This is a genomic window from Paracoccus sp. Ld10, assembly GCF_045064235.1.
Classification (GTDB): Bacteria; Pseudomonadota; Alphaproteobacteria; order Rhodobacterales; family Rhodobacteraceae; genus Paracoccus.
The window spans coordinates 1-26,024 of record NZ_JBISHD010000023.1; the positions used below are offsets into that span (position 1 = coordinate 1).

Below are 26,024 nucleotides of genomic sequence, written 5' to 3' on the forward strand. Positions count from 1 at the left end.
ATATCTCTTCAGATATCCATCAATGTCAAAAAGCAAGAGAACCAAAATCACGATCACGACGTCAACTCGACGCCACAACCGTCACCAAATCCCCAGAATGTCTCCCGATCCAACCGCGCCTCTCAGCGCCGCCTTCCCGGCCCCTCCAGCGTTCCCGCCTTCGGTGAAGCGGTGTTTAGGCCGAGGTGCCGAGGGACGCAAGCACAAAAACAACAGTCGCCGCCATATTTCTGTCATCTTGTTGATGTTATGATCTTATTTATGCCCGACGCTAAGGCACTCGGGTGTTTCCGGCTGCCGGAATCATGGCCATGGGGAACAAATAAACTCAGATCAGCAGAATCTGGCCGAATCCAGGGTCCTGAAACGCGAAAGGCGCGCCCAATGGGGCGCGCCTTTGCATGTCGATGGTCGAAAATCAGCGCTTCGAGAACTGGAAGCTGCGGCGAGCCTTGGCTTTGCCGTACTTCTTGCGCTCCACCACGCGGCTATCGCGGGTCAGGAAGCCCGCGGCCTTCAGCGCGGCGCGCAGGTGCGGCTGGTGCAGCTGCAGTGCCTGGCTGATGCCGTGCTTGACGGCGCCTGCCTGGCCCGACAGGCCACCGCCCTTGACGGTGGCAACCACGTCGTACTGGCCGACCACGCCCGCAACCTCGAACGGCTGCTTCAGGATCATCTGCAGAACGGGACGCGCAAAGTAGGCGTTGATCTCTTTGCCGTTGACGGTGACCTTGCCGGAACCCGGCTTGACCCAGACGCGGGCGACCGCGTCCTTGCGCTTGCCGGTGGCATAGCTGCGGCCCAGGCTGTCGATCTGCGGCTCGCGGTTGATGGCGGCCTCGACGACGGCGGCGGGGGTGCCCGACACGGCGGATTTCAGATCGTCCAGAGTTTTGATGTCGTCGGCCATGATCATGCGCTCCGGGTGTTTTTCTTGTTCAGGACTTTGACGTCCAGAACTTCGGGCTGCTGGGCCTCGTGCGGGTGTTCGGCGCTGGCATAGACGCGCAGGTTCGTCATCTGCTGCTTGCCCAGCTTATTGCGGCTGATCATGCGCTCGACGGCCTTGACCACCACACGCTCGGGGTGCGCGCTTTCCAGGATCTGGCGCGCGGTGCGGTGCTTGATGCCGCCCGGGTGGCCGGTGTGCCAGTAGTACTTTTTGTCTTCACGCTTGTTGCCGGTCATCTGCACCTTGTCGGCGTTGATGATGATGACATTGTCGCCCATGTCCATGTGCGGCGTGAAGGTGGGCTTGTGCTTGCCGCGCAGGCGGCTGGCGACGATCGTGGCGAGGCGGCCCAGAACGACGCCCTCGGCGTCGATCAGGATCCACTTCTTCTCGATCTCCGCCGGTTTCGCGGTATAGGTTTTCATCTGTCGTCCCTTCAGGGTCGTAATCGTAAGAGATGGCGGTGTATCGAAGATTGCCCGCCGGACGTCAAGTGCAGCGGCATCTGATTAATAACGTAAAATCAACACCCTGCAAGTTAGGTATTTTGTTACCACATCATACAGCGCGGAAATCGCTGGCTTTCGGCGGAATCGAACAGCTTGCGACGGGATCCCCCTGCCCTTGCGCCACGATCAGCGCCTCGGCCACCGCCAGTACGCGACCCAGCTTCAGCACCCGGCATTCCGCCAGCAAATCGACGCCCGCCGCGGGCTTTCGCATGAAATCGATGGACGCGTTCGTGGTGACCGCCAACCGCACCGGCCCGATCCGGGACAGGATCGCGCAATAGATCGCCAGATCGGCCAGCGCGAACATCGCCGGCCCGCTGACCGTTCCGCCCGGGCGCAGATGGTGGTCCCCCACGATCAGGCGCGCGGTCAGACCCGTCGCGGTCGTCGCCTCGACTCAATAGCTGTCGGCCACCTGCGGAAACTTACGCGCCAGAAAACGCGTTCAACGCATCCTTGTCCATCACGATTGCCATGCTTTCTCCGATGTGTCCCGGCCTGAGGCTTTCGCCAAAAGAGAGAGGATGCAAGAACGGACGACCTGCTGCAGCGCCCCTGGCACCGCGCCCCGCCTCAGACTGTTGCAATCCCAGTCGTCGACGCCCCATCGCTGCAGATCATCAGGACGCTGATCGCGGCCCTTGCCGATATCGGCGCCGAAGCGCGGATCGTGATTCTGTCCGTCGAGGGCAAAGCCCTATGCGCCGGGCCCGATCTGCGGCAGATCGGGCCGGACTTGCGCGTTTGTACCAGCAGCATGCCGATCTGACACCGATGATCCGTGCCCCAGCCGTACATCGCCGAGGGTCGCCACGCCGCACCACGTGTCCCGCATGGGCAAACGCGCCCACCCCGCCCATCCGGACCAACGTTACCGTCGATCCTCCCCGGCCATGCCCGGGGTGATGTGCATCAAAATGGTCGTGCCACAGACAGTCGAGGGGCGCGATGCGTTGATGGACAGTCACCCGTCAGACGGTGACTGATCCCCCAGTGCGCGCTGCCAATGCCTGAACGATGGCAACGAAATGCTCTCCGCGCTTTTCGAAGTTCGGATACTGGTCGAAACTTGCGGCGGCAGGTGCAAGCAGGACGGTATCGCCAGGCTCGGCCTCGGCAGCAGCATGCGCCACCGCCTGTTCCATCGTGTCAGCGATTTCGTACGGGGTTTGACCCATCTCCAGCGCAAAATCGCGGGCGGAATGGCCGATCAGATAGGCCTTGGCCACCGCGCCCAGATGGGGCTGCAATGCGGCGATGCCACCCTCCTTGCCCAGCCCCCCGGCTATCCAGCGGATGCGCGGAAAGGCCTGCAGCGCCTTGGCTGCGGCATCGACATTGGTGGCCTTGCTGTCGTTGACGTAACGCACGCCATCGATCTGCGCCACCGTCTGACTGCGATGCGGCAGGCCCGCGAAACTGTGGAACGCAGCCTCGATCTCTCGGGGCGCCAAGCCCACGGCACGGCAGGCCGCATAGGCGGCGCAGGCGTTCTGATGGTTGTGCGCGCCCGGCAAACCCTGCATTGCGCGCAGGTCGATCGATGCCGCCTGCCGCCCCTTGCGGTATTCCGACAGGAACCCCTTGCGCGCAAAGACCGACCACGCCGCCCGGTCCAGTTTTTGCCCCGACGACACCCGGATCACCCGGTCGTCGGTCGGGCCCATTGCTATCTGGTTGGCCAGATACATCCCCTCGGGGTCGTCGATGCCGATCACGGCCCGGTCCGGACCACCTTCGGAGAACAGCCGCCGCTTGGCCGCAAAATAGCCGCCAAGGCCGGCGTGGCGGTCCAGGTGATCCGGCGACAGGTTTGTGAACACCGCCACATCCGGGGTCAGCGCACGTGCCAGATCGGTCTGATAGCTGGACAGTTCCAGCACCACGACCTCGCCATCGATCGCAGGTTCCAGCGACAGAACGCCGGTGCCGATATTGCCGCCCATCTGCGTGGGCCGGCCGCATTCCTCCAGCACATGATGGATCAGTGCCGTAGTGGTCGATTTGCCGTTCGACCCGGTGACGGCGATCACCCGGGGCGCGCGGTCGAACTGATCCCAGTCCCCGGTCGCATAGCTGCGAAAGAACAGGCCGATGTCGTTGTCGACCGGGATCCCCAGCTGCCAGGCCATCGCGATGACCGGATGTGGGCGGGGATACAGATGCGGAATGCCGGGGCTGACGATCAGCATCGTGATGCCCTGCCAATTCGCCTCGCGCGTCAGATCCAGAATGCGCACGCCGTCGGCCTCTGCCGCGTCGCGCGTGTCGACCCCGTCGTCCCAGGCCACGACCTGCGCCCCGCCCGCGGCCAGTGCCGCAGCGGTGGCCTTGCCGGACCGGCCCAGGCCCAGCACCGCGATGGTCAGTTCTTCGACGCCCTGAACGGGGATCATGGGTGGCTCCTTGCGAAAACGGGTGGGGATCAGCGCAGCTTCAGCGTCGCCAACCCGATCAGCGCCAGAATCAGCGCAATGATCCAGAAACGGATGACGATCTGCGCCTCTCCCCAACCCTTCTTTTCAAAATGGTGGTGGATCGGGGCCATCAGGAACACACGCTTGCCGGTCCGTTTGAAGTACAGCACCTGGATGATGACGGACAGGGCCTCGACGACGAACAGGCCGCCCACGATCGCCAGAACGATCTCGTGTTTGGTGACGACGGCGATGGCACCCAGGGCGCCGCCCAGAGCCAGCGACCCGGTATCGCCCATGAAGACAGCCGCCGGAGGGGCGTTGTACCACAGGAACCCCAGCCCGCCGCCGATCAGGGCCGCGACAAAGATCAGGATCTCTCCGGTACCGGGAACATGGTGAACGCCCAGATATTCGGTAAAATCGACGCGGCCCACGGTATAGGCAATGATGCCAAGAGTGCCCGCCGCGATCATCACCGGCATGATCGCCAGCCCGTCCAGACCGTCGGTCAGGTTGACCGCATTGGCCGCCCCCACGATCACGATCATCGCGAACGGCACAAAGAACCAACCCAGGTTGACCAGGACATCCTTGAAGATCGGCAGGGCCAGCTGGTTCGTCAGGGCTTCGGGGTGCAGCAGTGTCGCCGCGATCCCGGCACAGGCCGCGATCGCCAGACCCATCAGCATCCGGATGCGCGAACTGACGCCCTTGGTGTTCTGCTTGGTCACCTTGGCATAGTCGTCGGCGAACCCGATCATCGCAAATCCCGCCGTCACCAGCAGCACGATCCAGACATAACCATTGTCCAGCCGCGCCCACAGAAGGGTCGAGAACAGCAGCGCCGACAGGATCAGCAGCCCGCCCATCGTCGGCGTCCCCGCCTTGGCCAAATGGCTTTGCGGGCCGTCATCGCGGATCGGCTGACCCTTTTTCTGGACCCGGCGCAGATAGTTGATCAGCGGCCGACCAAAGATGAAGCCAAAGAACAGCGCCGTAAAGAACGCGGCCCCTGCGCGAAAGGTGATGTATCGGAACAGGTTGAAGAAATCCCCGCCCTCGGACAGGTTGCTGAGCCAGTAGAGCATGGCGTTATCCTTTTTCTTGGGCGGCACCGGCGCGCAGCGCCTGAACCACCGTCGAGATCCGCGAGGATTTCGAGCCTTTCACCAGCACGATGTCGCCGGCGGAAATCAGTTTGTCGGGTTGGGTGGCCAGTTCAGCCGCCGTCTGTGTCCACAGCCCGCGCTTGTCCGCGGGCAGCGTGTCGTGCAGGTGCCGCATCAGGGGCCCGGCACAGTGAACGATGTCGATCTGCGCCATGGACGGATCGTCTGCCACCGCGCGGTGCATCGCAACCTCGTCCGCGCCCAGTTCCAGCATGTCGCCCAGGATCGCCACGCGCCGCCCGCCCTGCAGGCCCGCCAGCGTGGCAAGCCCCGCGGCCAGCGATGCCGGGTTGGCGTTGAAGGCGTCGTCGATCAGGCGGATGCCGCCCAGATTCTCGACCGCGCCGCGCCCTTTGGGGGGGTGCCAGTCGGACAGATGCACCGCCGCCTGCGCCAGATCCGCGCCCGCAACCGACAGGGCCGCCAACACGCCGACCGCATTCATCGCGAAATGCCGCCCCGTCGTGGGCAGGGTGAATGCCAGCGTGTCGCCCATGATGCGGACATGACACGACAGCGCCCCGTCCTGCGGAACGATGCGCAACGGCCGTGCCGCGCCATGGTCCCCGAACCCCACGACGACCGCGCCGGCCCGGTCCGCGCAATCGCGCAGGATCTGGGTGACGGACAGGTCCTCGGGGATGATGGCGTGGCCCACGGGCTGAACACCGTCGAAAATGGCGCCCTTTTCGTGGGCGATCCCCTCGATCGCGCCAAAGGCCTCCAGATGGGCTGCGGCGACGGTGGTGATCATCGCCACCTGCGGACGCGCCATGCGCGACAGGGGGGCGATTTCGCCGGAATGGTTCATGCCGATCTCGATGATTGCGAAATCGGTGTCGGCGGGCATCCGCGCCAGGGTCAGCGGCACGCCCCAGTGGTTGTTGTAGCTGGCCTCGGCCGCGTGGATCACGCCCTGCCCCGCCAGCGCAATGCGCGCCATCTCCTTGGTCGAGGTCTTGCCGACCGACCCTGTGATGGCGATGACGCGGCCCGACATGCGCGCGCGACCCGCCCGGCCCAGATCCTCCAGCGCGGCCAGCACGTCGGTCACGATCAGCAGTGGCGCGTCCGACGCCACGCCGTCGGGCACGCGACTGACCAGCGCGGCGGCGGCCCCCTTGGACAGCGCCTGCGCCACGAAATCATGCCCGTCACGGTCGGCCTGCAGCGCCACGAACAGGTCGCCGGGGGCGATGGTCCGGGTGTCGATGGACACGCCCGTTGCGGCCCATGCGGTCGTGACCCGCCCGCCGGTGGCGCGCTCTGCGTCCTCAGATGTCCACAGTGTCATATCCGACCGTCCAGTGCCGCCACCGCGACCGAGGCCTGTTCGGCATCGTCAAAGGGATAGACGTCGTGTCCCACGATCTGACCGGTTTCGTGACCCTTGCCACAGATCAACAGCGCATCGCCCGGCTGCAGTGCATCGACGCCGCGCAGGATCGCCTCGGCCCGGTCGGCGATTTCGGTCGCGTCGGGGCCGGCGGTGGCCATGACGGCGGCGCGTATCAGAGCCGGGTCCTCGGTCCGGGGGTTGTCGTCGGTCACGATCACCACGTCGGCATGATCGGCCGCGGCTTGTCCCATCAGCGGCCGTTTGCCCCGGTCGCGGTCGCCGCCCGCACCGATGATGCAGACGATGCGGCCCATCACATGCGGGCGCAGCGATTGCAGCGCCGCCGTCACGGCGCCGGGCTTGTGCGCGTAATCGACAAAGACCGCCGCACCGTTGTCACGTTGCGCGACCAGCTGCATCCGGCCCCGCACGGTGGTCAGCTGCGGCAACACGCGCAGGATGTCGTCGGCGCTGTCGCCAGACGCCAGGCACAGCCCCATCGCGGCCAGCACGTTTTCCGCCTGAAACCCGCCGATCAGCGGCAGCCGCACCAGATGCGCCCGCCCCATCACCGAAAACCGCAGGTCCTGCCCCGTCGCATCATAGCGCTGGCCCAGAATCCGCAGCATCGCGGCCTCTCCGGTGCCCACCGTGGTCAGGGCCAGACCGCGATCGGTCGCGATCTCGGCCATCTGACGGCCGCGCTGGCTGTCGATGTTGATGACGGCGGCGGCACCGTCATCCAGCACGCGGTTGAACAGCAACGCCTTGGCGGCGAAATATTCGTCAAAGCCCGCGTGGTAATCCAGATGATCCTGGCTGAAATTCGTAAAGGCCCCGGCCTGCACCCGAACGCCGTCCAGACGGCGCTGGTCCAGACCGTGACTGGAGGCCTCCATCGCGGCATGGGTCACGCCCGCGGCCACCGCCTCGGCCAGAACGCGGTGCAAAGTCAGGGGGTCGGGCGTGGTATGGGCCAGCTTGGCCTGATGATCGCCCTCGACCCCCATCGTGCCAAGGCTGATCGCCTTGTGTCCCAGGGCCTGCCAGATCTGGCGGGTGAAACTGGCGACGCTGGTCTTGCCGCTGGTGCCGGTGACGGCCACGACATGGTCGGGCTGATCGGCGAACCACAGCGACGCCGCCCCCGCCAGGGCCGCGCGCGGATCCTCGGCCACGATCAGCGCCCCATCCCAGCCCGACAGCACGTCGGCCGCAATCTCGGCGCCCTGGCGGTCCGTCAGGATGGCGGCGGCCTGCATCCGCAATGCGTACTGGATGAATTCCCCGCCATGAACCGCCGAACCCGGCAAGGCCGCGAACAGGTGACCGGGCTTGACCGTGCGACTGTCGATGGACAGCCCCGTGATCCGCGGGTCGCGCCCGCCGGGGGCACGCAGCCCCAGTTGCGACAGCGTCACGTCGTCCTTGTCCACAGTCCCACCCGTCATTGATTTGCGACGAGCCTTACCGCAGCCTCCTTGTCGGGTTCAACACGCGGTTCGAACCGCGCGGTGATCGTCGGCAGGATTTCGTCGTTGATCGGCTCCAGCCCCAGCAGCGGGCCAAGGCGGCGGATCATCTCGGCGGCGACGGGCACGGCGGTGTAACCGGCGGTGCGGCTTTCCTGTCCATTGCCGATATTGGCGGTCGGTTCGTCCAGAACGGTGATCAGCACGTATTTGGGGTCGCTGGCCGGGAAGACCGAGGCGAACGTAGCGATGACCTTGTTCTCATAATACCCGCCGGCGGCGCGGGGCTTGTCGGCGGTGCCGGTCTTGCCCGCCACCTCGTATCCCGGAACCTCGGCCTGGCGCGCGGTGCCGCGGGTGACGACCTGGCGCAGCATGTCGACGGCCATCGCCGCGGCGCGGGGCGACAGCACCTGTTCGCCCTCGGGGCGCTGGCGGCCATGGACCAGCGTCGGCGTCACGCGCTTGCCGCCATTCGCGATCGTCGCATAGGCCGCGGCCAGGTGCAGCGGGCTGGCCGCCAGACCGTGGCCGAAACTGACCGTGGCAGAGGTCACGGCAGGCCAGCGGGCGGGCACCAGCGGCTGCCCGGTGGGGGCCTCGACCATCTCGATGGGGGTCGGCACGAACAGGCCCAGCTTTTCCAGGAAATCCTTTTGACGGTCGGGGCCGATCATCTGCGCGATCCGCACCGTCGCCACGTTCGAGGACTTGACGATCACGTCCGTCACGCTCAACTCGCGGCCGTAATTGTGAAAATCGTTGATCAGGAACCGCCCGATCCGCATGGGCGCCGTCGCATTGATGCCCGACGACGGATTGACCAGCCCCAGGTCCAGCGCCTGCGCAACCGGAAAGATCTTGAACGTCGATCCCAGTTCGTACTGGCCCTGGACGGCACGGTTGAACAGCGGGCTGTCCGACGGCTCTCCGGTCAGCAGGGGCCGGGGGCGGTCGTTCGGGTCGAAATCGGGCAGGCTGGCCATCGCCAGGATCTCTCCGGACTTGACCTCCATCAGGACGCCGGTGGCGCCCTTGGCGTTCATGACGTTCATGCCCGACCACAAAACGTCCTCCATCGCCTGCTGGAGGGTCAGGTCGATGGACAGCGCCAGCGGCGCGCCTTCGTTGCCGGGATCGCGCAGCCAGGCGTCGAACGCCTTCTCGACACCCGCGACGCCGATGACCTCGGCACTGTTGACGCCCTCGTTGCCGAAACCCGACCCGCCCAGGATGTGGCTGGCCAGATCGGCGTTGGGATAGATGCGCATCTCGCGCGGACCGAACAGCAGGCCGGGCTCGCCCAGGTCGTGGACGGCCTGCATCTGTTCCGGGCTGATCTTGCGCTTGATCCACATGAACTTGCGGCTGCCGGTGAAATCGCGTGTCAGGCGCTGAACGTCCAGGTCGGGAAAGATGGCGGCCAGACCCTGCGCGGTGCCGATCGGATCGACCATCTGGTGGGGGTGGGCATAGACCGAATGCGTCAGCAGGTTGGTGGCCAGCACGCGGCCCCGCCGGTCGGTGATATCCGCCCGCTGAGAGATGATCTGGGACGACAGCACCTGCGCGCGCGGTTCCGCCGCCTCGCTGGAGGCCAGCGTGCCCATGCGCACCGCAACCGTGCCGAACGCCAACATGAAACAGCCCGCCATGACGACCAGCCGTCCCTCGGCCCGCCGGCGGGCACGATCCTGGATCTGTTCGTGGCGACGACGGCGGTTCTCGGCCTCGATGTCATCAGGGTTTTCGCCACGTTCGCGGGCCCTCAGGATGCGGGCCAGCGGGCGCAGGGGGGTGCGGATCATGGCTGAGACTCCTCGGCAGGGTCGGTTTCGGGCAGCAGGTCGCTGACCATGTCGGGCGGCGGCGGCGGTTTGGGATAGTCGATATGGCCCAGATCCAGAAACTGGCCGGATTCGACCGGACCCAGTTCCAGCCGCTCGAAATTCAGGTCGACCAGCTGGCGCAGGCGGTCGGGCCGGTTCAGAAAGGCCCATTCGGCCCGCAGCACGCCCAACTCCTCGCGCAGGCCAGCGATCTGGCGCTGGACCTGGGACATCTCTCCGATCGCGGCCTGGGTGGCATAGTTCTCGCGATAGGCCCAGAAGGCCAGGCCCATGACCACCAGCACGCAGCCCAGATAGGTCAGCGACCGCATCAGCCATCCCCCGGAAGACGTGGCATCGCCAGCGACCGGGCATCGACCTCGCCCGCGGGGGCATCGGTGCGGATGCCGACGCGCAACAGCGCGGATCGCGCACGGGGGTTCACGTCCAGTTCGTCCGGGTCAGGACCGATAGCGCGCCGGAAGGGCAACCGGAATGCGGGCTCGACGACCTGCGTGACCGGGGCATAGCGGTTGCCGCCCCCACCCGCATCGGACCGGGCCTGCATGAACCGCTTGACGATCCGGTCCTCCAGCGAATGAAAGCTGACCACAGCCAGCTGGCCGCCCGGTTTCAATGCGCGTTCGGCAGCCGATAGACCCGCGACCAGCTGACCGAATTCATCGTTCACCCAGATCCGGATCGCCTGAAAGCTGCGCGTCGCGGGATGGCTCTGCCCCGGTTTGGCGCGCGGCAGGCAGCCGGTGACCACCTGCGTCAGCTGCGTGGTGCGGGTCAGCGGGCGCGCGGCCACGATGGCGCGCGCAATGCGGCGCGCGGCGCGTTCCTCGCCGTAATGGTACAGCACATCGGCGATCTCCGCTTCCTCGGCGCTGTTCAGCAGGTCGGCGGCGGATGGCACGTCGCCCCCCATCCGCATGTCCAGTGGCCCATCGCGCATGAACGAGAACCCGCGATCGGCCTGATCCAGCTGCATCGAACTGACCCCAAGGTCCAGCACAACCCCATCCAGCGGCTGTCCGGCCAGCACGTCCATGTCGGAAAACGTGCCCTCGACCAGACGCAGACGGTCACCGTACTGCCCCCGCCACGCCTCGGCCATCTGGAACACCGACGGGTCGCGGTCGACGCCGATCACCAGATCAGCGCCCGCGTCCAGCAGCCCGCGGGCATACCCGCCCGCGCCGAACGTGCCGTCCAGCCAGACACCGCCGATGGGTGCTGTCGCGCGCAGCAGCGGCGCCAGCAGGACGGGAATATGCGGATCCGCCATGCCCTAACCCTCGATCGATTGCTGCAGAAAGGCGCGCGGGTCGAATTCGGGGCCCTTGCTGGCGGCGAAATCCTCCAGCGCCTGCACGTCCTTGGGACGCGATTCGGGGTGATAGACCTGTATATAGTCGCCGCGCGATTCAAAGATCGTCTCGGTCCCGTCGGCAAAGCCCAGCCTGTCGCGCAGCTTTGCGGGCAGGACCAGACGGCCCTCGCGGTCGATTTCAAGGTCGGTGGATTGTCCGTTCATCAACAGCTCCAGCCAGCGGCGTTCCTGGCTGCCGCGGGTCAGGCGGTCGATCTGTTCGTCGATCTGTTCGATGGCCTCGATGGTGTACAGCTCCAGCCAGTTCCACCAGTCGGGGCCATAGACGGCCACCAGCTGCGTGCGCCCGGTGTTCCCGCCCGAGAATGACGGATCGCCGGCATCGAACACGCGGCGCAGGCGGGCCGGGATCGACATCCGACCCTTGCCATCGACCTTGACGGTTTCGGTGCCTCTGAACTTCCGCGCCACCTGGGCCCGCCCTCACTGTCCTGCCCTTTCGGGACGTCCGAAAGAGAAAGGGCGGATCGGGCCGCTGCCACTGCCCGATCCGCCGCCCTCGTTCCCGATTACCCGGGCCCCTTTGCGGGGTTGGTTGCCGACCCTCCGCGCGCCACCTGGGGGAGGTGCTGCTCGCGCACGCGGGCCGACTATGTTGGAAAACGGTTGCCTGTATGAACTCTGCTTCGCCTGTCCGGGGTCTTGATGCCCCTTGAACTGCCCGTTTTCGTGATCCGGTTGTGACATGGGATTTCATGGGAAGCAACGGTATTATTGGGCCACCAGCCGCATTCCGCCGGGGGCCCAAAACAGGCGCGAATCGCCAGACAATGCCATCGCGGCACTTGATCAACAAAATTTGGTAGAGTGCCGCGAAAGCCACACCACATCTAGAAGGAGAGTGCTAGTGATGTTTTTCAGGTGACTGGGTCCAATTCACCACAGTTCACGGTGCCGCAAGGCAAAAATATGGAGAGACCTGCGAAACTTTCGTAACGGATCACAACAGGTCACGGAACCGAGAGGTCAGATCAACCCCCCCGTCCCGCAAAATCCCGTTCATCCCGTTCATTCCCAGTTCAGGCGATGCCGCCCTGAATCAGGCGATCGGCCAGACGGGCATAGGCCTGTGCGACCGCGCCATCGCCCAATGCAACCGGACGCCCCGAATCGCCAGCCACCCGAACCTCCAGTTCCAGCGGCAGCGCCCCCAGAAACGGCAGGTTCAGCGCCTCCGCTTCGGCGGCGACGCCACCATGACCGAACAGATGCGCCTCGTGACCGCATTTCGGACAGACATAGGTGGACATGTTCTCGATCAACCCCAGCACCGGGGTCTTCAGCTTGCCGAACATGTCGATGGCGCGGCGCGCATCCAACAGGGCCACGTCCTGTGGCGTGGACACGATGATCGCGCCGGTGACAGGGGCCTTCTGGCACAGGCTCAGCTGAACATCACCCGTGCCGGGCGGCAGGTCGATCAACAGCACGTCCAGCTCACCCCAGTTCACCTGCTGCAACAGTTGCTGCAATGCGCCCATCAGCATGGGCCCGCGCCAGACCAGCGCCTCGCCCTCCTTCAGCATCAGGCCGATCGACATGACGGTGACGCCATGAGCGTGCATCGGGTCGATGCGCTGACCATCGGGGCTGGCGGGTCGGCCCGACACGCCCATCATCCGCGGCTGCGAGGGACCATAGATGTCGGCATCCAACAGCCCGACCTTGCGCCCCGCCTTTGCCAACGCCACCGCCAGGTTGGATGTGACGGTCGATTTTCCGACGCCACCCTTGCCCGAGCCGATGGCGATGATGTGGCGCACACCGGGAATCGCCTGCGGTCCGGCCTGGGGCGTGGGGTGTCCGCCGATCTTCAGCGACGGTGCCGCACCTTGGCCCGACACGGCCTTTGGCGGCGCGGGTTTGGCGGGGGCAGTCATGACGATCTGGACCTTGCCCACGCCGGGCAGCCGCTCCAGCCGGGCGCGTGCCTCGGTCTCGACCGGTGCCATGGCTTGCGCTGTGGCTGCGTTCTCGACCTCAAGGACGAATCGCACCGTGTCCTGATCAATGCTCAGGGCGCGGATCAGGTCGGCCTGACCCAGCGTTCCCCCCTGCGGAAGGACAATATCCGAAATTGCCGTGAGGATCGTTTCGCGTGTGACGGGCATGTGAAGGACCTGTATCTTTGTTCGGCCGGCAGCATGAAGCATAGATGCCCGGCCCTCAACACCCCCTGCGACAATCCGTACAGCCATGCGCTAAACGCTTTGAAACAGGTGGTTTTTGCACCTGCAGCGTGATCGCTAACAGATGTATCGTGTCAATTTTATGTCGTTAATTCATCGTTAAAGAAGACGATAGGTCAGCCTTTGCTATGCAATTGCTGCATGGCAGCATTACGAAACCGTCCGTTGTGTAATGGCGCTAACAAGGCCATCTTCAACTCAACGAAACGCCGGGCCAATCCGGGAACGGCGCAGACGAGATGAACCGAAAGGATACGACCATGGCTGTTATCGCCCAAGCACACAACGTCACCGCCGAAGCAGGCCTGCGTGGCCGCATGCTGAGCGCGATCCAGCGGATGCAGGAAAACCGCGCCCGCCGCGCTGTTTACCGCCAGACCGTGCGTGAACTCAATGCTCTGACGACCCGCGACCTGGATGATCTGGGCATCAATCGCTCGATGATCACCCGCCTGGCGCACGAAGCGGCATGGGGCTCGGCCCAGTAAGGCTGGGACACAAAGAATTCGCATTCCCGACCCTCTCCTCCTCCCTGGGTTCGGGATCGGCGGCATCCTCTTCTCCTCCTCCCTGGAGGGTGCCGCCCAAAAGACGCGCAGGAACCTGACCCTCCTCCCCGGGTTTGTGCGCCAGGCGGCGGCCCCGCTCCTCCCTCCCAGGGGTCGCCGCAAAAGTTTCATAGCCGCCCCATTCGCGGCACGCTGATACGCCCGGTCCTCTCCTCCTCCCTCCCGGACCCGGCGTTCGCGGTACGGCCTCTCCTCCTCCCTGGCCATACCGCACCCCATACGCGGCCCCTCCTCCTCCCTGGGCCAGCGTTCAGCGGCGACCTCCCTCCTCCTCCCTGGAGGTCGCCGCGCTCTCATAGCCGCCTTGTTTGCGGCATACAGATACGTCGGGCTCTCCTCCTCCCTGCCCGGTCGTTAGCGGTGATGGCCTCTCCTCCTCCCTGGCCGGAACCGCGACCCATACGCGGCCCCTCCTCCTCCCTGGGCCAGCGTTCAGCGGCGACCTCCCTCCTCCTCCCTGGAGGTCGCCGCACCCTCCGTCCGGAACCAACGCGGCCATGATGCATTGCCTTCGACAAACAGTCGGAGGCATCATGATTTTGCGCAAGGGAACCACGGTGGAATGGGATTGGTCGGGCCATACGGCATCCGGAAAAATCACCGATATCTTTACCGATGACGTCGAACGGACGATCAAGGGCAGCAAGATCAAGCGCAAGGCATCCAACGATGACCCCGCCTATTTGATCGAACAGGACGACGGCGCGCAGGTGCTGAAGGGCCGATCAGAACTGCGTCGCACGGATTGACGGCTTTTCCCCGGCATTGACCCGCGATAAGGCTGACAGATGCTCAGTTATCAACACGCCTATCACGCCGGGAACCTGGCAGATCTGCACAAGCACGCGCTGCTGGCGGTCGGAATGGATTACCTGACCCGCAAGGACAAGCCGCTGTCCTATCTGGAAACCCATGCAGGCCGTGGTCTTTATGACCTGACCGGGGATGAGGCGCAGAAGACGCAGGAGGCTGCGCAGGGCATAGCCCGCGCCACGGTAGAACGATGGTTGCCGGACGATCACCCCCTGATGCAGGCGCTGCAGGCGATCCGTACCCTGCGCGGCGATCAGTCCTATCCCGGCTCTCCGCTGATCGCGGGGCATTTCCTGCGGTACGAGGACAAGGCCCACCTGGCCGAACTGCATCCTGCCGAATTCCAAGCGCTGCGGAGGGTTGCAGGTTTTGCGACCCTGCATCAGCAGGACGGGTTCGCGATGGCGCAGGCGGTCTGCCCGCCAAATCCGCGGCGCGGGATGCTGCTGATCGACCCCAGCTATGAGGTCAAGACGGATTACGCCGCGATCCCGCGCCAGATCGGGCTGATTGCCCGCAAATGGAACGTGGGCGTCATCGCGCTGTGGTATCCGATCCTGACGGATCACCGCCACATCGGCATGACCGCGCAGCTGGTCAGCGATTTTCCCGACGCCCTGCTTTCCGAGGTGTCATTCCCGCCCACCCGTCCAGGACATTCGATGATCGGATCCGGCATGTTCGTGCTGAACGCCCCCTGGGGGCTGGCCGACCACGCACGCCAGATCGAGGCGATGTTCCGCGACCGCGCCTGACGGGGATACCCCCGGCGATTGTGCTGTGGCATGATCAGTCCGACCACAAGGATTTCCCGCCATGCCCCAACGCCTGTCGATCGGCGCCACCATATTCCTGGTCCTGACAGTCCTTCTGGGCCTGTATTTCGCCTATGCGGCGGTCCAGGGGCCGTCGGGCATCCTGCGCCGTATTCAGATCCAGGCCGAGACCGACGATCTGCGCGAAACCCGCGATCAGCTGCAGGCAGATGTGACGCGCATGCAGAATCTGACGCGCCGCCTGTCGGACGATTATCTGGATCTGGACCTGCTGGACGAACGCGCCCGCGAGGTCCTGGGGCTGTTGCGGGCGGATGAGATCCTGCTCCGCTAGGGGCGGGATTGCACGGCTGTCGGTGATGCGCTACGGATAGTTTAACGCTGAACTATCCGCCACGCTTCCAGGAGGACACGCCGCATGGCCAGAAAACCCAGCCCCCAACAGGAGGCTCCTTCGAATTCGTCGAAGGAAGAGTTGCTGAATTATTATCGTGACATGCTGCTGATCCGCCGATTCGAGGAAAAGGCAGGACAGTTGTACGGCATGGGCCTGATCGGTGGGTTCTGCCACCTGTACATCGGCCAGGAGGCGGTCGTCGTCGGCTTGGAGGCCTGCGCCAAGGAAGGCGACAAGCGTATCACCAGCTATCGTGACCACGGTCACATGCTGGCCTGCGGAATGGAGGCGCGCGGCGTTATGGCCGAACTGACCGGGCGTCAGGACGGCTATTCCAAAGGCAAGGGCGGCAGCATGCACATGTTCAGCCGCGAAAAGCATTTCTATGGCGGTCATGGGATCGTCGCGGCTCAGGTGCCGCTTGGCGCCGGGCTGGCCTTTGCCGACAAGTATCTTGGCAACGACAACGTCACCTTTACCTATTTCGGCGATGGCGCGGCGAACCAGGGCCAGGTCTATGAGACCTACAACATGGCCGAGCTGTGGGACCTGCCGGTCGTCTTCGTGATCGAGAACAACCAGTACGCAATGGGCACGTCGGTCAAGCGGTCGACAAAATCCACGACGTTCTTTGGACGCGGCGAATCCTTTGGCATTCCCGGCGAACAGGTCGACGGCATGGACGTGCTGGCCGTCAAGGCGGCCGGAGAGAAGGCCGTGGCCCATTGCCGCGCCGGCAAGGGCCCCTACATCCTCGAGGTCATGACCTATCGCTATCGTGGACACTCGATGTCGGACCCGGCCAAGTACCGGACCCGCGAAGAGGTCCAGAAGATGCGCGACGAGCGTGATCCGATCGAGAACATCCGTGACATGCTGCTGACCGGCAAGCACGCGACCGAGGAAGACCTCAAGGCGCTGGACAAGGAAATCAAGGACATCGTCAACGATTCCGCCGAGTTCGCCAAGACCAGCCCAGAGCCCGACCTGGCCGAGCTGTGGACCGACATCTATGCCGAAGAACTGCCCCAGGGCAGTGCCGAAGAGAACGCCTGAGGGGGACCGTCACATGGCAATTGAAATCCTGATGCCCGCCCTGTCCCCCACCATGGAGGAAGGCACGCTGGCCAAATGGCTGAAGAAAGAGGGCGATGCGGTCAAGTCCGGCGACATCATCGCCGAGATCGAGACCGACAAGGCCACGATGGAGTTCGAGGCCGTCGATGAGGGGATCATGGGCAAGCTGCTGGTGGCCGAAGGCACCCAGGGCGTCGCCGTGAACACCCCGATCGCCGTGTTGGTCGAGGAGGGAGAGGACGCCGACGCGACCCCGGCCCCCAAAGCCGAGGAAAAGCCCGCCGAGGCACAGGCCCCCAAGAAGGACGACGGCGCCCAGCCCGGCAAGTCGGCCATCGAGGAGGTCGTGACCCCGCAGCCCAAGCCGCGCAGTCCCGACTGGCCTGAAGGCACCAAGATGAAGACCATGACCGTGCGGGAAGCCCTGCGCGAGGCGATGGTCGAGGAGATGGAGCGCGACGAAACCGTCTTTCTGATGGGCGAGGAGGTGGGCGAGTATCAAGGCGCCTACAAGATCAGCCAGGGGATGCTGGAAAAGTTCGGCCCGCGCCGCGTCGTGGACACGCCCATCAGCGAGATGGGCTTTGCCGGCATCGGCACCGGGGCGGCGCTGGCCGGCCTGCGTCCGATCGTCGAGTTCATGACGTTCAACTTTGCCATGCAGGGCATCGACCATATCATCAACTCGGCCGCCAAGACGCTGTACATGTCGGGGGGCCAGATGGGCTGTCCGATCGTGTTCCGTGGTCCGAACGGCGCAGCCGCTCGCGTGGGTGCACAGCACAGCCAGGACTATTCGGCGTGGTACGCGGCGATCCCCGGTCTGAAGGTCGTGATCCCCTATTCGGCGGCTGACGCCAAGGGCCTGATGAAACAGGCGATCCGCGACAACAACCCGGTCATCTTCCTGGAAAACGAGATCCTCTACGGGCGCAGCTTTGAGGTGCCTGACCTGCCAGACTTTACGATCCCGTTCGGCAAGGCCAACACGGTCCGGTCGGGCGACGACGTGACGCTGGTCAGTTTCGGCATCGGCGTGGCGCATGCGCTGGAGGCCGCGGCCAAGCTGGCCGAAGAGGGCATCGAGGCCGACGTGATCGACCTGCGCACCCTGCGGCCGCTGGACTATGACGCGATCCTGGCATCGGTCAAGCGCACCAACCGCTGCGTGACCGTCGAGGAGGGTTTCCCCGTGGGCGCCATCGGCAACCACATCTCGGCCTGGCTGATGGAGAACGCGTTCGACTATCTGGACGCGCCGGTCATCAACTGCACCGGCAAGGACGTGCCGATGCCCTATGCCGCCAACCTGGAAAAGCACGCGCTGATCACGCCCGCCGAGATCGTCGAAGCCGTGAAAAAAGTCACCTACAAATAAGGGAGCTGCGCGATGCCCACGGAAATCCTGATGCCCGCCCTCTCCCCGACGATGGAGGAGGGCACGCTGGCCAAATGGCTGGTCAAGGAAGGCGATACGGTCAAGTCCGGCGACGTGATCGCCGAGATCGAGACCGACAAGGCCACGATGGAGTTCGAGGCCGTCGATGAGGGGACCATCGGCAAGATCCTGATTGCCGAGGGCACTTCGGCGGTCAAGGTCAACACCGCGATCGCCGTCCTGCTGGAGGAAGGTGAGGACGCGGGCGATATCGAGGCCCCCAAGGCCGAGGCCAAGGACACCCCCGCACCCAAGGCGGATGCAGAGCCGGAGCCCACGGAAAAGGGCTATGGCGGCCCGATCGGCGCGCCGGTGGCCGGTGACGCCAAGGCCACGGACGACGCGCCCAAGGGCGACCGGGTGTTCGCCTCGCCCCTGGCGCGGCGGATCGCCAAGGACAAGGGTCTGGACCTGTCGCAGGTTCAGGGCAGCGGCCCGCGCGGCCGTATCGTCAAGGCTGATGTCGAGAACGCCCAGCCCGGCGCGGCCAAGCCTGCCGCCGCCGCAACGGCCCCATCTGATGCCAAGGCGGCCCCCGCGACCGCCGCCGCCCCGGCCCAGGCCCCCAAGGGCCTGTCCACCGAGGCCGTGCTGAAGATGTATGCCGACCGCGAGACCGAGGAGGTCGCGCTGGACGGCATGCGCCGCACCATCGCCGGTCGTCTGTCCGAGGCCAAGCAGACCATCCCGCATTTCTATCTGCGCCGTTCGGCCAAGCTGGATGCGCTGATGGAGTTCCGCGCCACGTTGAACAAGCAGCTGGAAGGCCGGGGCATCAAGCTGTCGGTCAACGACTTCATCATCAAGGCCAGTGCCTTGGCGCTGCAGCAGGTGCCGGACGCGAATGCGGTCTGGGCGGGGGATCGTATCCTCAAGCTCAAGCCGTCGGACGTGGCCGTGGCCGTCGCGATCGAGGGCGGGCTGTTCACGCCTGTGCTGAAGGACGCGCATCAAAAGACCCTGTCGGCCCTGTCCGCGCAGATGAAGGATCTGGCCGGTCGCGCGAAATCCAAGAAGCTGGCCCCGCATGAATATCAGGGCGGCAGCTTTGCGATCAGCAACTTGGGCATGTTCGGCATCGAAAACTTTGACGCCGTGATCAACCCGCCGCATGGCGCGATCCTGGCCGTGGGTGCGGGCATCCCGACCCCGGTCGTCGAAAAGGGCGAGGTCGTCGTGCGCAACGTCATGTCGATGACCCTGTCGGTCGACCACCGCGTGATCGACGGCGCGCTTGGCGCACAGTTGCTGGAGGCGATCGTAGCGCATCTGGAAAACCCGATGGGCATGCTGGCCTGACCAGCCGCGCAACGGAACGGAACGGACGGCGGGCCATTGGTCCGCCGTCTTTCGTTGTCAGAACGTGACGGTGACGCCCGGCAGACGCAGTTCATTGATCAGGTCGCGCAGTTCCTGACGGGCAGCGATCTGGGACATGCTCATGGTGTCGGTGCCGACATCCTTCAGGTCCAGCAGGGTCAGACCATTCGGAAACAGTTCGCGAAAGATCACGCGTTCGGAAAAACCGGGCGCCACGCGAAATCCGATACGCCTGGACAGGTCGGCCAGTGCGCCGCCGACCTTGCGCTTGTTGTGCATCTGCTGGGTGCCAAGGCGGTTTCGCAGCACCAGCCAGTCGATGGCCCCCGCCCCCGCCTGCGCGCGCAACTGGCGCGCATTCCAGACCATCTCGGCATAGATCGACGGGCCCAGAACCTCGCCGTCGGGCGACATTCGCGCCAGCAGGTCGAAATCGACGAAACTGTCGTTCAGCGGCGTGATCAGCGTGTCGGCGACCGTATGCGCCATCTGGCTCAGCTTTGTATGCGATCCGGGGCAATCCAGCAGGATGAAGTCGCAGTCCCGCTCCAGCTGTTCCAGCGCGGGCGTCAGGGGGTCGGCGCCGTCGCCCAGTTGGGCCAGCACCGGCATGGGCAGGTCCAGCCCCTTTCGCGCCAGAAAGGCCGCGCGATTTTCCAGATAGCGGGCAAAGCTGCGCTGGCGGACGTCCAGATCCAGGCCGCCGACCCTGTGCCCCATCCGCGCCAGCGCGGTCGCCACATGCATCGAGGTCGTGGACTTGCCAGAGCCGCCCTTTTCGTTTCCGACCACGATGATATGCGCCACGAGCCGCCTCTTGTGCTGTCCCGACGGGAAACCTAGCGAGCCTACAGGCGGATGGAAACCCGCCGCGCCGCGCCGCCTGCCATGTGTCGCCCTATCGCCGCAGCAGACGTCCATCGATCATCGCCAGCCCCGCCCCGATGACCGCCATGCCCAGCACCTGCGGCAGGCCCAAGACCTCGTCCAGAAACAGCCAGCCCAACAGGATCGCGGAAACGGGCACAAGAAACGTGACCAGAGAGATGTTCGTCGCCCCCGCCCGGCCAAGGATGCGAAAGAACAGAACATAGGCCAGCCCGGTACAGACCACCCCCAGCAGGGCCAGCGCCAACCAGACCTGCGCGGGTGCCGCCGGCGGCAGCCCGTCGCGCAGCATCGCCAGCGGCAGCAGAACGACGCTGGACCCGGTCACCATGCCCGCCGCCGTCACCAGCGGATCGACGCCCCGCGTGCGGAACCGGCGCCCGAATGCCGCGGCGCAGGCATAGCTGATCGCGGCCCCCAGCATCGCCAGCTGCGGCAGCAACCCGTGACCGTGACCGGCCAGTTCGTCCACTCCGATCATCACCGCGACACCGCCCAGGCCCAGGGCGACCCCCGCCAGCCGCATCAGCCCCGCGCGTTCATCTGCCAGCACCAGCGTGGATACCAGCACCGTGAACAGCGGCGTCGTCGCATTCAGGATGGAGGCCAGCCCGGCCGGGATCGACCCCTGCGCCCAGACGATCAGGCCGAAGGGGATGGCGTTGTTCACCACGCCCATGACCAGAAACGCACCCCACAGGCCTGCCCCCCGCGGCAGCGCGCGCCCGGTCGCCAGCACGATGGCCCACAGGACCGTGGCCGCGATCATCACGCGCAGCGTCACCACCCACAGGACCGGCAGGTGACCCACGATCACCGCGATCAGAAAGAACGACCCGCCCCAGATCAGCGACAGCAACAGCAGCAGGCCCCAGTCGGACGCGCTCATGCGCGTGGTGATCATCGGGCGGTCCTGTCGGTGGATGGGTGTGAATGGGTCATGGGTCCTCCTGGCGCGCACGCTGCCCCAAGGCGGGGCCGGGGGAAAGGGGTCAGCCGTCGCGCAGGGCGGTCAGCGCGGCCTGGACCTTTGGGGTGCGGTGCAGGTCGACATGGGTCACCAGCCACAAATCGGATTCCCATTCCGGCAAGGCCAAGGCCGGCAACAGGCCATGGGCCAAACTGAGCGGCAGCGCGCCGACCGCCAGCCCGGCGCGGATCACGGCCTCGCGTGCGGTGGCCTCATTGGCGGTGACCGCGATGTTCTCGGGTCCGATGCGGTCCTGCAGCCAGCGCATGAGGGGCGCACCCCGCGCATCGGCACCGGGCAGCGCAAAGCGGTGGTCGCGCGGGTCATCGACCGGACCATGCCGGTCCAGATAGGCCTGTGATGCATACATCACCTGCCCCATCCGCCCCATCGCGCGCACGACATAGTCCGGCTCGGTCGGCTTGGCGCCGCCGCGGATGGCGATATGCGCCTCTCCGGCGCCCAGACGGAACAGGCGCGCATCGGTCAGATAGGTCAGGCGCAGGTCCGGGTGCCGCCCCATCAGCGCGATCAGCTGCGGCAGGACCAGATCGACCAGTTCCGGCAGCGAAGTGACGACCAGCTCTCCCTCGATCCGATCCCCGTCGCCTGCGATCCGGGCGGCCATCTGGGCGAATCGTTCATCCGCCTCTCCCGCCGCGGCCAGCATCGTCCGCCCTGCCTCGGTCAGGGCATAGCCGCGGGTGTGGCGCTGAAACAGCCGGGTGCGCAGGGCGGCTTCCAGCGCGTCGATGCGACGGATCACGGTGGCATGATGGACACCCAGATCGGCGGCCGCGCCGCTGACCGTTCCGGTACGCGCCACGGCCAGCGCGACCCGAATATCGTCCCAGGATTCGACCTGCATGTGCATCCCCGCACAGTGATTGCGCAGTTATCGCCCTTACGTTCGCAGATGCATAGACATAAATACGCTGCAACGCAGAAACATCCTTTATGAGGGCTTGCCATGAACATCCTGCATCTCGACAGCGCCATCACCGCCGACGCATCGGTGTCGCGTCAGCTGACCGCCGACATCCTTGCGCGCCTGACGGCCGCCAATCCCGACGCGACGGTGACCTATCGCGACCTCAGCCAGGGCGTGCCCGCGATCGACACCGCATGGTTCAAGGGTGTGCGCGTGGGCACCGACGATCCGACCGCGCCGCAACAGGCCCAGATCGACACCTCGAACGCGCTGCTGGCCGAGGTTCAGGCTGCCGACACGCTGGTGATCGGGCTGCCGATCTATAACTTTTTCCTGCCGTCGCAGCTCAAGACATGGCTGGACCAGATCGCCCGCGCCGGTGTCAGCTTTCGCTATACCGCCGATGGCCCCGAGGGTCTGCTGACCGGCAAGCGCGCCTTTGTCGCCTATACCGCCGCCGGTACGCCGATGGGGTCGGACCTGGACCACGCCTCGGGCTATCTGCGTCACATGCTGGCATTCCTGGGGATCACCGATGTGACATTCGTGGCCGCCGACGGACTGGCCATGGACCGCGAGGCCGGCATGGCCCGCGCGCAGCAGGCGATGGACCAGATCGCCGCCTGAGACCGCGTTTCGGCAAGAACGCCCCCCAAGGTTGACTTGGGGGGCGTTCTTTCGTAAGCAATCCTAGATTCCCGGAAGCACCGCCTTCCGGTCCCTGCGCCAGATGCGGGGATCGCCCCCCGTCAGCGCGTTGCGCCCACGGGGGCTAAACCGATTTGGAGCCATAGGAGGCCCGGCCATGTTCGAGAACCTTTCCGATCGCTTGGGCGGCGTCTTCGACCGGCTGACCAAACAGGGTGCCCTGTCCGAAGAGGACGTGACCGCCGCCATGCGCGAGGTGCGCGTCGCTTTGCTGGAGGCGGACGTTTCGCTGCCGGTGGCGCGCAATTTCGTCAAGGCGGTCACTGCCAAGGCCACCGGTGCATCGGTCACGAAATCGGTCAGCCCCGGCCAGCAGGTCGTCAAGATCGTCCATGACGAACTGATCCGCGTCCTGCAGGGCGACGACGCCCCCGAGGCGCTGCGCATCGACAACCCGCCCGCCGCGATCCTGATGGTCGGCCTGCAGGGGTCGGGCAAGACCACCACGACCGCGAAACTGGCCCTGCGCCTGAAGGACCGCGAGAAAAAGCGCGTGCTGATGGCGTCTTTGGACACGAACCGCCCCGCTGCGATGGAACAGCTGGCCATTCTGGGCCAGCAGATCGGCGTCGACACGCTGCCCATCGTGATGGGCCAGACTGCCGTACAGATCGCGCAGCGCGCCAAGACGCAGGCGGGTTTGGGCGGCTATGACGTGGTCATGCTGGACACCGCCGGGCGGCTGCATATCGACGAAGCGCTGATGACCCAGGTCCAGCAGGTCCGCGACATCGCGAACCCGCGCGAGACGCTGTTGGTCGTCGACGGCCTGACCGGCCAGGATGCGGTGAACGTCGCGACCGAATTCGACGCCAAGGTCGGCGTGACCGGCGTCGTGCTGACGCGGATGGACGGCGACGGGCGCGGCGGTGCCGCCCTGTCGATGCGCGCCGTGACCGGCAAGCCGATCCGCTTTGTCGGTCTGGGCGAAAAGATGGACGCGCTGGAGACCTTTGATGCGGAACGCGTCGCGGGCCGTATCCTGGGCATGGGCGATATCGTCGCCCTGGTCGAAAAAGCGCAGCAGGTGCTGGAGGTCGAGCAGGCCGAGCGCATGATGAAGCGCTTTCAAAAGGGTCTGTTCAACATGAACGACCTGCGCGGCCAGTTGGAGCAGATGCAGAAGATGGGCGGCATGTCGTCGGTCATGGGGATGATGCCGGGCATGGCCAAGATGGCCAAGCAGGCCGAGGCCGCAGGATATGACGACAAGGTCGTCCGCCATCAGATCGCGCTGATCAATTCGATGACGAAAAAGGAACGCGCCAACCCGGACATGCTGCAGGCCAGCCGCAAAAAGCGCATTGCCGCAGGCGCGGGTATGGACGTGTCGGACCTGAACAAGCTGCTGAAGATGCAGAAGCAGATGGCCGACACCATGAAAAAGCTGGGCAAGATGGGCAAGGGCGGGCTGATGAAGCAGGCCATGCGCGCCATGTCCGGCAAGGGCGGCGGCCTGCCAGACATGGACAACCTGGACCCCGCCAAGATGGCCGAGGCCCAGAAGATGCTGGCCGACCCCAAGGGTCTGGGCGGGCAACTGGGCCGCGCGGGCCTGCCCGCCGGTCTGGGCGGATTGTTCGGCAAGAAATGATCACCCTGTCCCCCACCCCGGTTCTGGAAACGGAACGCCTGATCCTGCGCGCGCCATTGGGCAGCGACTGGCCGCATTGGCGCAGCTTTTATCAGTCGGATCGCGCACAGTTCGTGGGCGGCGGGTCGCCCGAACCCAAGCCCGGCGCCTATTGGCGGGCCTTTGGCCACCTGACCGGCCATTGGGTGATGCGCGGTTTCGGGATGTTCGTGTTCTGTCTCAAGGGCGATGACACGCCTCTGGGCATGACAGGCCCGTGGTACCCTGATGGATGGCCCGAACAGGAACTGGGCTGGACCGTCTGGTCGCAGGCCGCCGAAGGTCGCGGCTATGCCGCCGAGGCCGCCCAAGCGGTGCGGGCGCATGCGTTCCGCGATCTGGGCTGGAACACGGCCGTCAGCTACATCGACCCGGACAACGCCCGGTCCATCGCGCTGGCCGAACGGCTGGGCGCGGTGCGCGACCGCAGCGCGCGGCAGCCGGTCTTTGACAAGCACTGCCTTGTCTATCGCCACAGCCCGGAGGCCGCATGACCGACGCCACCGCCCGCGCGGCCGACCTGCTGCGCGAACATCGCGCCAGCATCGACCGGCTTGACGCCATTCTGGTCTATACGCTGGCCGAACGGTTCAAGCACACCCAGTCCGTCGGCCGCCTCAAGGCCCGGCACGACCTTCCGCCGTCCGATCCCTCGCGCGAGGCAAGCCAGATCGAACGCCTGGAACGCCTCGCGCGCGAGGCCGATCTCGACCCGGAATTCGCGCGCAAATTCCTGAACTTCGTGATCGCCGAAGTCATTCGGCACCACGAACATTATCAGTCCTGACCGGACGACAACCCAAGGAGACTATCTGATGTCCATGAAGATCCGCCTGGCCCGTGGTGGCAGCAAGAAGCGCCCGCATTACGCCATCGTTGCATCGGATTCGCGCATGCCCCGCGACGGCCGCTTCATCGAGAAGCTGGGCACCTACAACCCGCTGCTGGCAAAAGACAGCGAAGACCGCGTCAAGATGGATGTCGAGCGCATCCAGTACTGGCTGAGCCACGGCGCGCAGCCGACCGACCGCGTCGCCCGCTTCCTGGAAGCCGCAGGCGTCAAGGAAAAGGCCGAGCGCAAGAACATGAAGAAGGCAGAGCCCGGCAAGAAAGCCAAGGCCCGCGCCGACGAGCGCGCCGCCAAGGCAGCAGCCCCGGCCGAAGCAGAGTGATCTGACGCTGGCGGGGGAAACCCCGCCAGTCCTTTATTGCAAGGGTGTGAC

Annotated in this window: 26 protein-coding genes and 1 pseudogene; 12 read left to right on the forward strand and 15 right to left on the reverse strand. The window is 65.4% G+C overall.

The features are described 5' to 3' along the window. Positions 1-418 precede the first annotated feature (418 nt). From rpsI to ACJJVR_RS05350, 12 genes and pseudogenes are all read right to left on the reverse strand, one after another. Positions 419-910, reverse strand: coding sequence for a 30S ribosomal protein S9 (gene rpsI, locus ACJJVR_RS05295; protein ID WP_405402805.1), 492 nt, complete (start codon positions 908-910; stop codon positions 419-421). Positions 911-912: 2 nt separating this feature from the next. Beyond that, complete coding sequence (gene rplM, locus ACJJVR_RS05300) at positions 913-1,377, reverse strand: 50S ribosomal protein L13 (protein WP_042248180.1); 465 nt, start codon at positions 1,375-1,377, stop codon at positions 913-915. Between the two features lie 133 nt (positions 1,378-1,510). Next, a pseudogene (locus ACJJVR_RS05305) lies at positions 1,511-1,940 on the reverse strand (PaaI family thioesterase). Between the two features lie 495 nt (positions 1,941-2,435). Further along, positions 2,436-3,860 carry a UDP-N-acetylmuramoyl-L-alanine--D-glutamate ligase gene (murD, locus tag ACJJVR_RS05310; RefSeq protein ID WP_405402806.1) on the reverse strand — a complete coding sequence of 475 codons (1,425 nt, stop codon included), beginning with the start codon at positions 3,858-3,860 and terminating at the stop codon, positions 2,436-2,438. Between the two features lie 29 nt (positions 3,861-3,889). After that, positions 3,890-4,972 (reverse strand): phospho-N-acetylmuramoyl-pentapeptide-transferase, encoded by a 1,083-nt coding sequence (gene mraY / locus ACJJVR_RS05315; protein ID WP_405402807.1) that lies wholly within the window; start codon positions 4,970-4,972, stop codon positions 3,890-3,892. Positions 4,973-4,976: 4 nt separating this feature from the next. Continuing rightward, positions 4,977-6,347, reverse strand: a complete 1,371-nt coding sequence (gene murF, locus ACJJVR_RS05320) for a UDP-N-acetylmuramoyl-tripeptide--D-alanyl-D-alanine ligase (RefSeq protein ID WP_405402808.1) — start codon at positions 6,345-6,347, stop codon at positions 4,977-4,979. Beyond that, positions 6,344-7,843 carry a UDP-N-acetylmuramoyl-L-alanyl-D-glutamate--2,6-diaminopimelate ligase gene (locus tag ACJJVR_RS05325; protein WP_405402810.1) on the reverse strand — a complete coding sequence of 500 codons (1,500 nt, stop codon included), beginning with the start codon at positions 7,841-7,843 and terminating at the stop codon, positions 6,344-6,346. The genes murF and ACJJVR_RS05325 overlap by 4 nt, the downstream gene beginning before the upstream one ends. Continuing rightward, complete coding sequence (locus ACJJVR_RS05330; protein WP_405402811.1) at positions 7,840-9,672, reverse strand: peptidoglycan D,D-transpeptidase FtsI family protein; 1,833 nt, start codon at positions 9,670-9,672, stop codon at positions 7,840-7,842. Before ACJJVR_RS05330 ends, ACJJVR_RS05325 begins: the two co-directional genes overlap by 4 nt. Further along, positions 9,669-10,025, reverse strand: a complete 357-nt coding sequence (locus tag ACJJVR_RS05335; RefSeq protein WP_405402813.1) for a cell division protein FtsL — start codon at positions 10,023-10,025, stop codon at positions 9,669-9,671. The genes ACJJVR_RS05330 and ACJJVR_RS05335 overlap by 4 nt, the downstream gene beginning before the upstream one ends. Further along, complete coding sequence (rsmH, locus tag ACJJVR_RS05340) at positions 10,025-10,987, reverse strand: 16S rRNA (cytosine(1402)-N(4))-methyltransferase RsmH (protein WP_405402814.1); 963 nt, start codon at positions 10,985-10,987, stop codon at positions 10,025-10,027. Before rsmH ends, ACJJVR_RS05335 begins: the two co-directional genes overlap by 1 nt. A 3-nt stretch (positions 10,988-10,990) precedes the next feature. After that, on the reverse strand, positions 10,991-11,503 hold the full coding sequence (locus tag ACJJVR_RS05345; RefSeq protein ID WP_405402815.1) for a division/cell wall cluster transcriptional repressor MraZ: 513 nt from the start codon (positions 11,501-11,503) through the stop codon (positions 10,991-10,993). Positions 11,504-12,111: 608 nt separating this feature from the next. Beyond that, positions 12,112-13,203 (reverse strand): P-loop NTPase, encoded by a 1,092-nt coding sequence (locus ACJJVR_RS05350; RefSeq protein ID WP_405402817.1) that lies wholly within the window; start codon positions 13,201-13,203, stop codon positions 12,112-12,114. 338 nt (positions 13,204-13,541) lie between these two features. Here ACJJVR_RS05350 and ACJJVR_RS05355 point away from each other — a divergent pair, with 338 nt between their 5' ends. From ACJJVR_RS05355 to ACJJVR_RS05385, 7 genes are all read left to right on the forward strand, one after another. Continuing rightward, positions 13,542-13,769, forward strand: a complete 228-nt coding sequence (locus ACJJVR_RS05355) for a DUF1127 domain-containing protein (RefSeq protein ID WP_405402818.1) — start codon at positions 13,542-13,544, stop codon at positions 13,767-13,769. 614 nt (positions 13,770-14,383) lie between these two features. Then, the gene (locus ACJJVR_RS05360) at positions 14,384-14,599 is read left to right on the forward strand and encodes a DUF2945 domain-containing protein (RefSeq protein ID WP_405402819.1); all 216 of its coding nucleotides are present in this window, start codon (positions 14,384-14,386) and stop codon (positions 14,597-14,599) included. Between the two features lie 39 nt (positions 14,600-14,638). Beyond that, positions 14,639-15,418, forward strand: a complete 780-nt coding sequence (gene rlmJ / locus ACJJVR_RS05365; RefSeq protein WP_405402820.1) for a 23S rRNA (adenine(2030)-N(6))-methyltransferase RlmJ — start codon at positions 14,639-14,641, stop codon at positions 15,416-15,418. A 61-nt stretch (positions 15,419-15,479) separates the two neighbouring features. Then, positions 15,480-15,773, forward strand: coding sequence for a septum formation initiator family protein (locus ACJJVR_RS05370; RefSeq protein ID WP_405402822.1), 294 nt, complete (start codon positions 15,480-15,482; stop codon positions 15,771-15,773). Positions 15,774-15,857: 84 nt separating this feature from the next. Then, positions 15,858-16,892, forward strand: a complete 1,035-nt coding sequence (pdhA, locus tag ACJJVR_RS05375) for a pyruvate dehydrogenase (acetyl-transferring) E1 component subunit alpha (RefSeq protein ID WP_405402824.1) — start codon at positions 15,858-15,860, stop codon at positions 16,890-16,892. Positions 16,893-16,905: 13 nt separating this feature from the next. Next, a complete protein-coding gene (locus tag ACJJVR_RS05380; protein WP_405402826.1) occupies positions 16,906-18,291 on the forward strand; it encodes a pyruvate dehydrogenase complex E1 component subunit beta in 1,386 nt (461 codons plus the stop codon). Between the two features lie 12 nt (positions 18,292-18,303). Continuing rightward, on the forward strand, positions 18,304-19,650 hold the full coding sequence (locus ACJJVR_RS05385; protein WP_405402827.1) for a pyruvate dehydrogenase complex dihydrolipoamide acetyltransferase: 1,347 nt from the start codon (positions 18,304-18,306) through the stop codon (positions 19,648-19,650). A gap of 57 nt (positions 19,651-19,707) precedes the next feature. Here ACJJVR_RS05385 and ACJJVR_RS05390 read toward each other — a convergent pair whose 3' ends face one another. From ACJJVR_RS05390 to ACJJVR_RS05400, 3 genes are all read right to left on the reverse strand, one after another. After that, positions 19,708-20,478, reverse strand: a complete 771-nt coding sequence (locus tag ACJJVR_RS05390; RefSeq protein ID WP_405402828.1) for a division plane positioning ATPase MipZ — start codon at positions 20,476-20,478, stop codon at positions 19,708-19,710. A 91-nt stretch (positions 20,479-20,569) separates the two neighbouring features. Next, entirely contained in the window at positions 20,570-21,463 is an 894-nt protein-coding gene (locus ACJJVR_RS05395; protein ID WP_405402829.1) for a DMT family transporter, read from the reverse strand. Between the two features lie 88 nt (positions 21,464-21,551). Continuing rightward, the gene (locus ACJJVR_RS05400) at positions 21,552-22,397 is read right to left on the reverse strand and encodes a LysR family transcriptional regulator (protein WP_405402831.1); all 846 of its coding nucleotides are present in this window, start codon (positions 22,395-22,397) and stop codon (positions 21,552-21,554) included. Between the two features lie 102 nt (positions 22,398-22,499). On the opposite strand from ACJJVR_RS05400, the gene ACJJVR_RS05405 reads away from it, so the two are divergent. From ACJJVR_RS05405 to rpsP, 5 genes are all read left to right on the forward strand, one after another. Beyond that, positions 22,500-23,087, forward strand: coding sequence for an FMN-dependent NADH-azoreductase (locus ACJJVR_RS05405; protein WP_405402832.1), 588 nt, complete (start codon positions 22,500-22,502; stop codon positions 23,085-23,087). A 178-nt stretch (positions 23,088-23,265) separates the two neighbouring features. Beyond that, positions 23,266-24,762 (forward strand): signal recognition particle protein, encoded by a 1,497-nt coding sequence (gene ffh / locus ACJJVR_RS05410; RefSeq protein WP_405402834.1) that lies wholly within the window; start codon positions 23,266-23,268, stop codon positions 24,760-24,762. Then, the gene (locus tag ACJJVR_RS05415; RefSeq protein ID WP_405402836.1) at positions 24,759-25,295 is read left to right on the forward strand and encodes a GNAT family N-acetyltransferase; all 537 of its coding nucleotides are present in this window, start codon (positions 24,759-24,761) and stop codon (positions 25,293-25,295) included. Before ffh ends, ACJJVR_RS05415 begins: the two co-directional genes overlap by 4 nt. Then, a complete protein-coding gene (locus ACJJVR_RS05420; protein WP_405402837.1) occupies positions 25,292-25,588 on the forward strand; it encodes a chorismate mutase in 297 nt (98 codons plus the stop codon). Before ACJJVR_RS05415 ends, ACJJVR_RS05420 begins: the two co-directional genes overlap by 4 nt. A gap of 28 nt (positions 25,589-25,616) precedes the next feature. Then, positions 25,617-25,973 (forward strand): 30S ribosomal protein S16, encoded by a 357-nt coding sequence (gene rpsP, locus ACJJVR_RS05425; protein ID WP_405402838.1) that lies wholly within the window; start codon positions 25,617-25,619, stop codon positions 25,971-25,973. Positions 25,974-26,024: the final 51 nt, after the last annotated feature.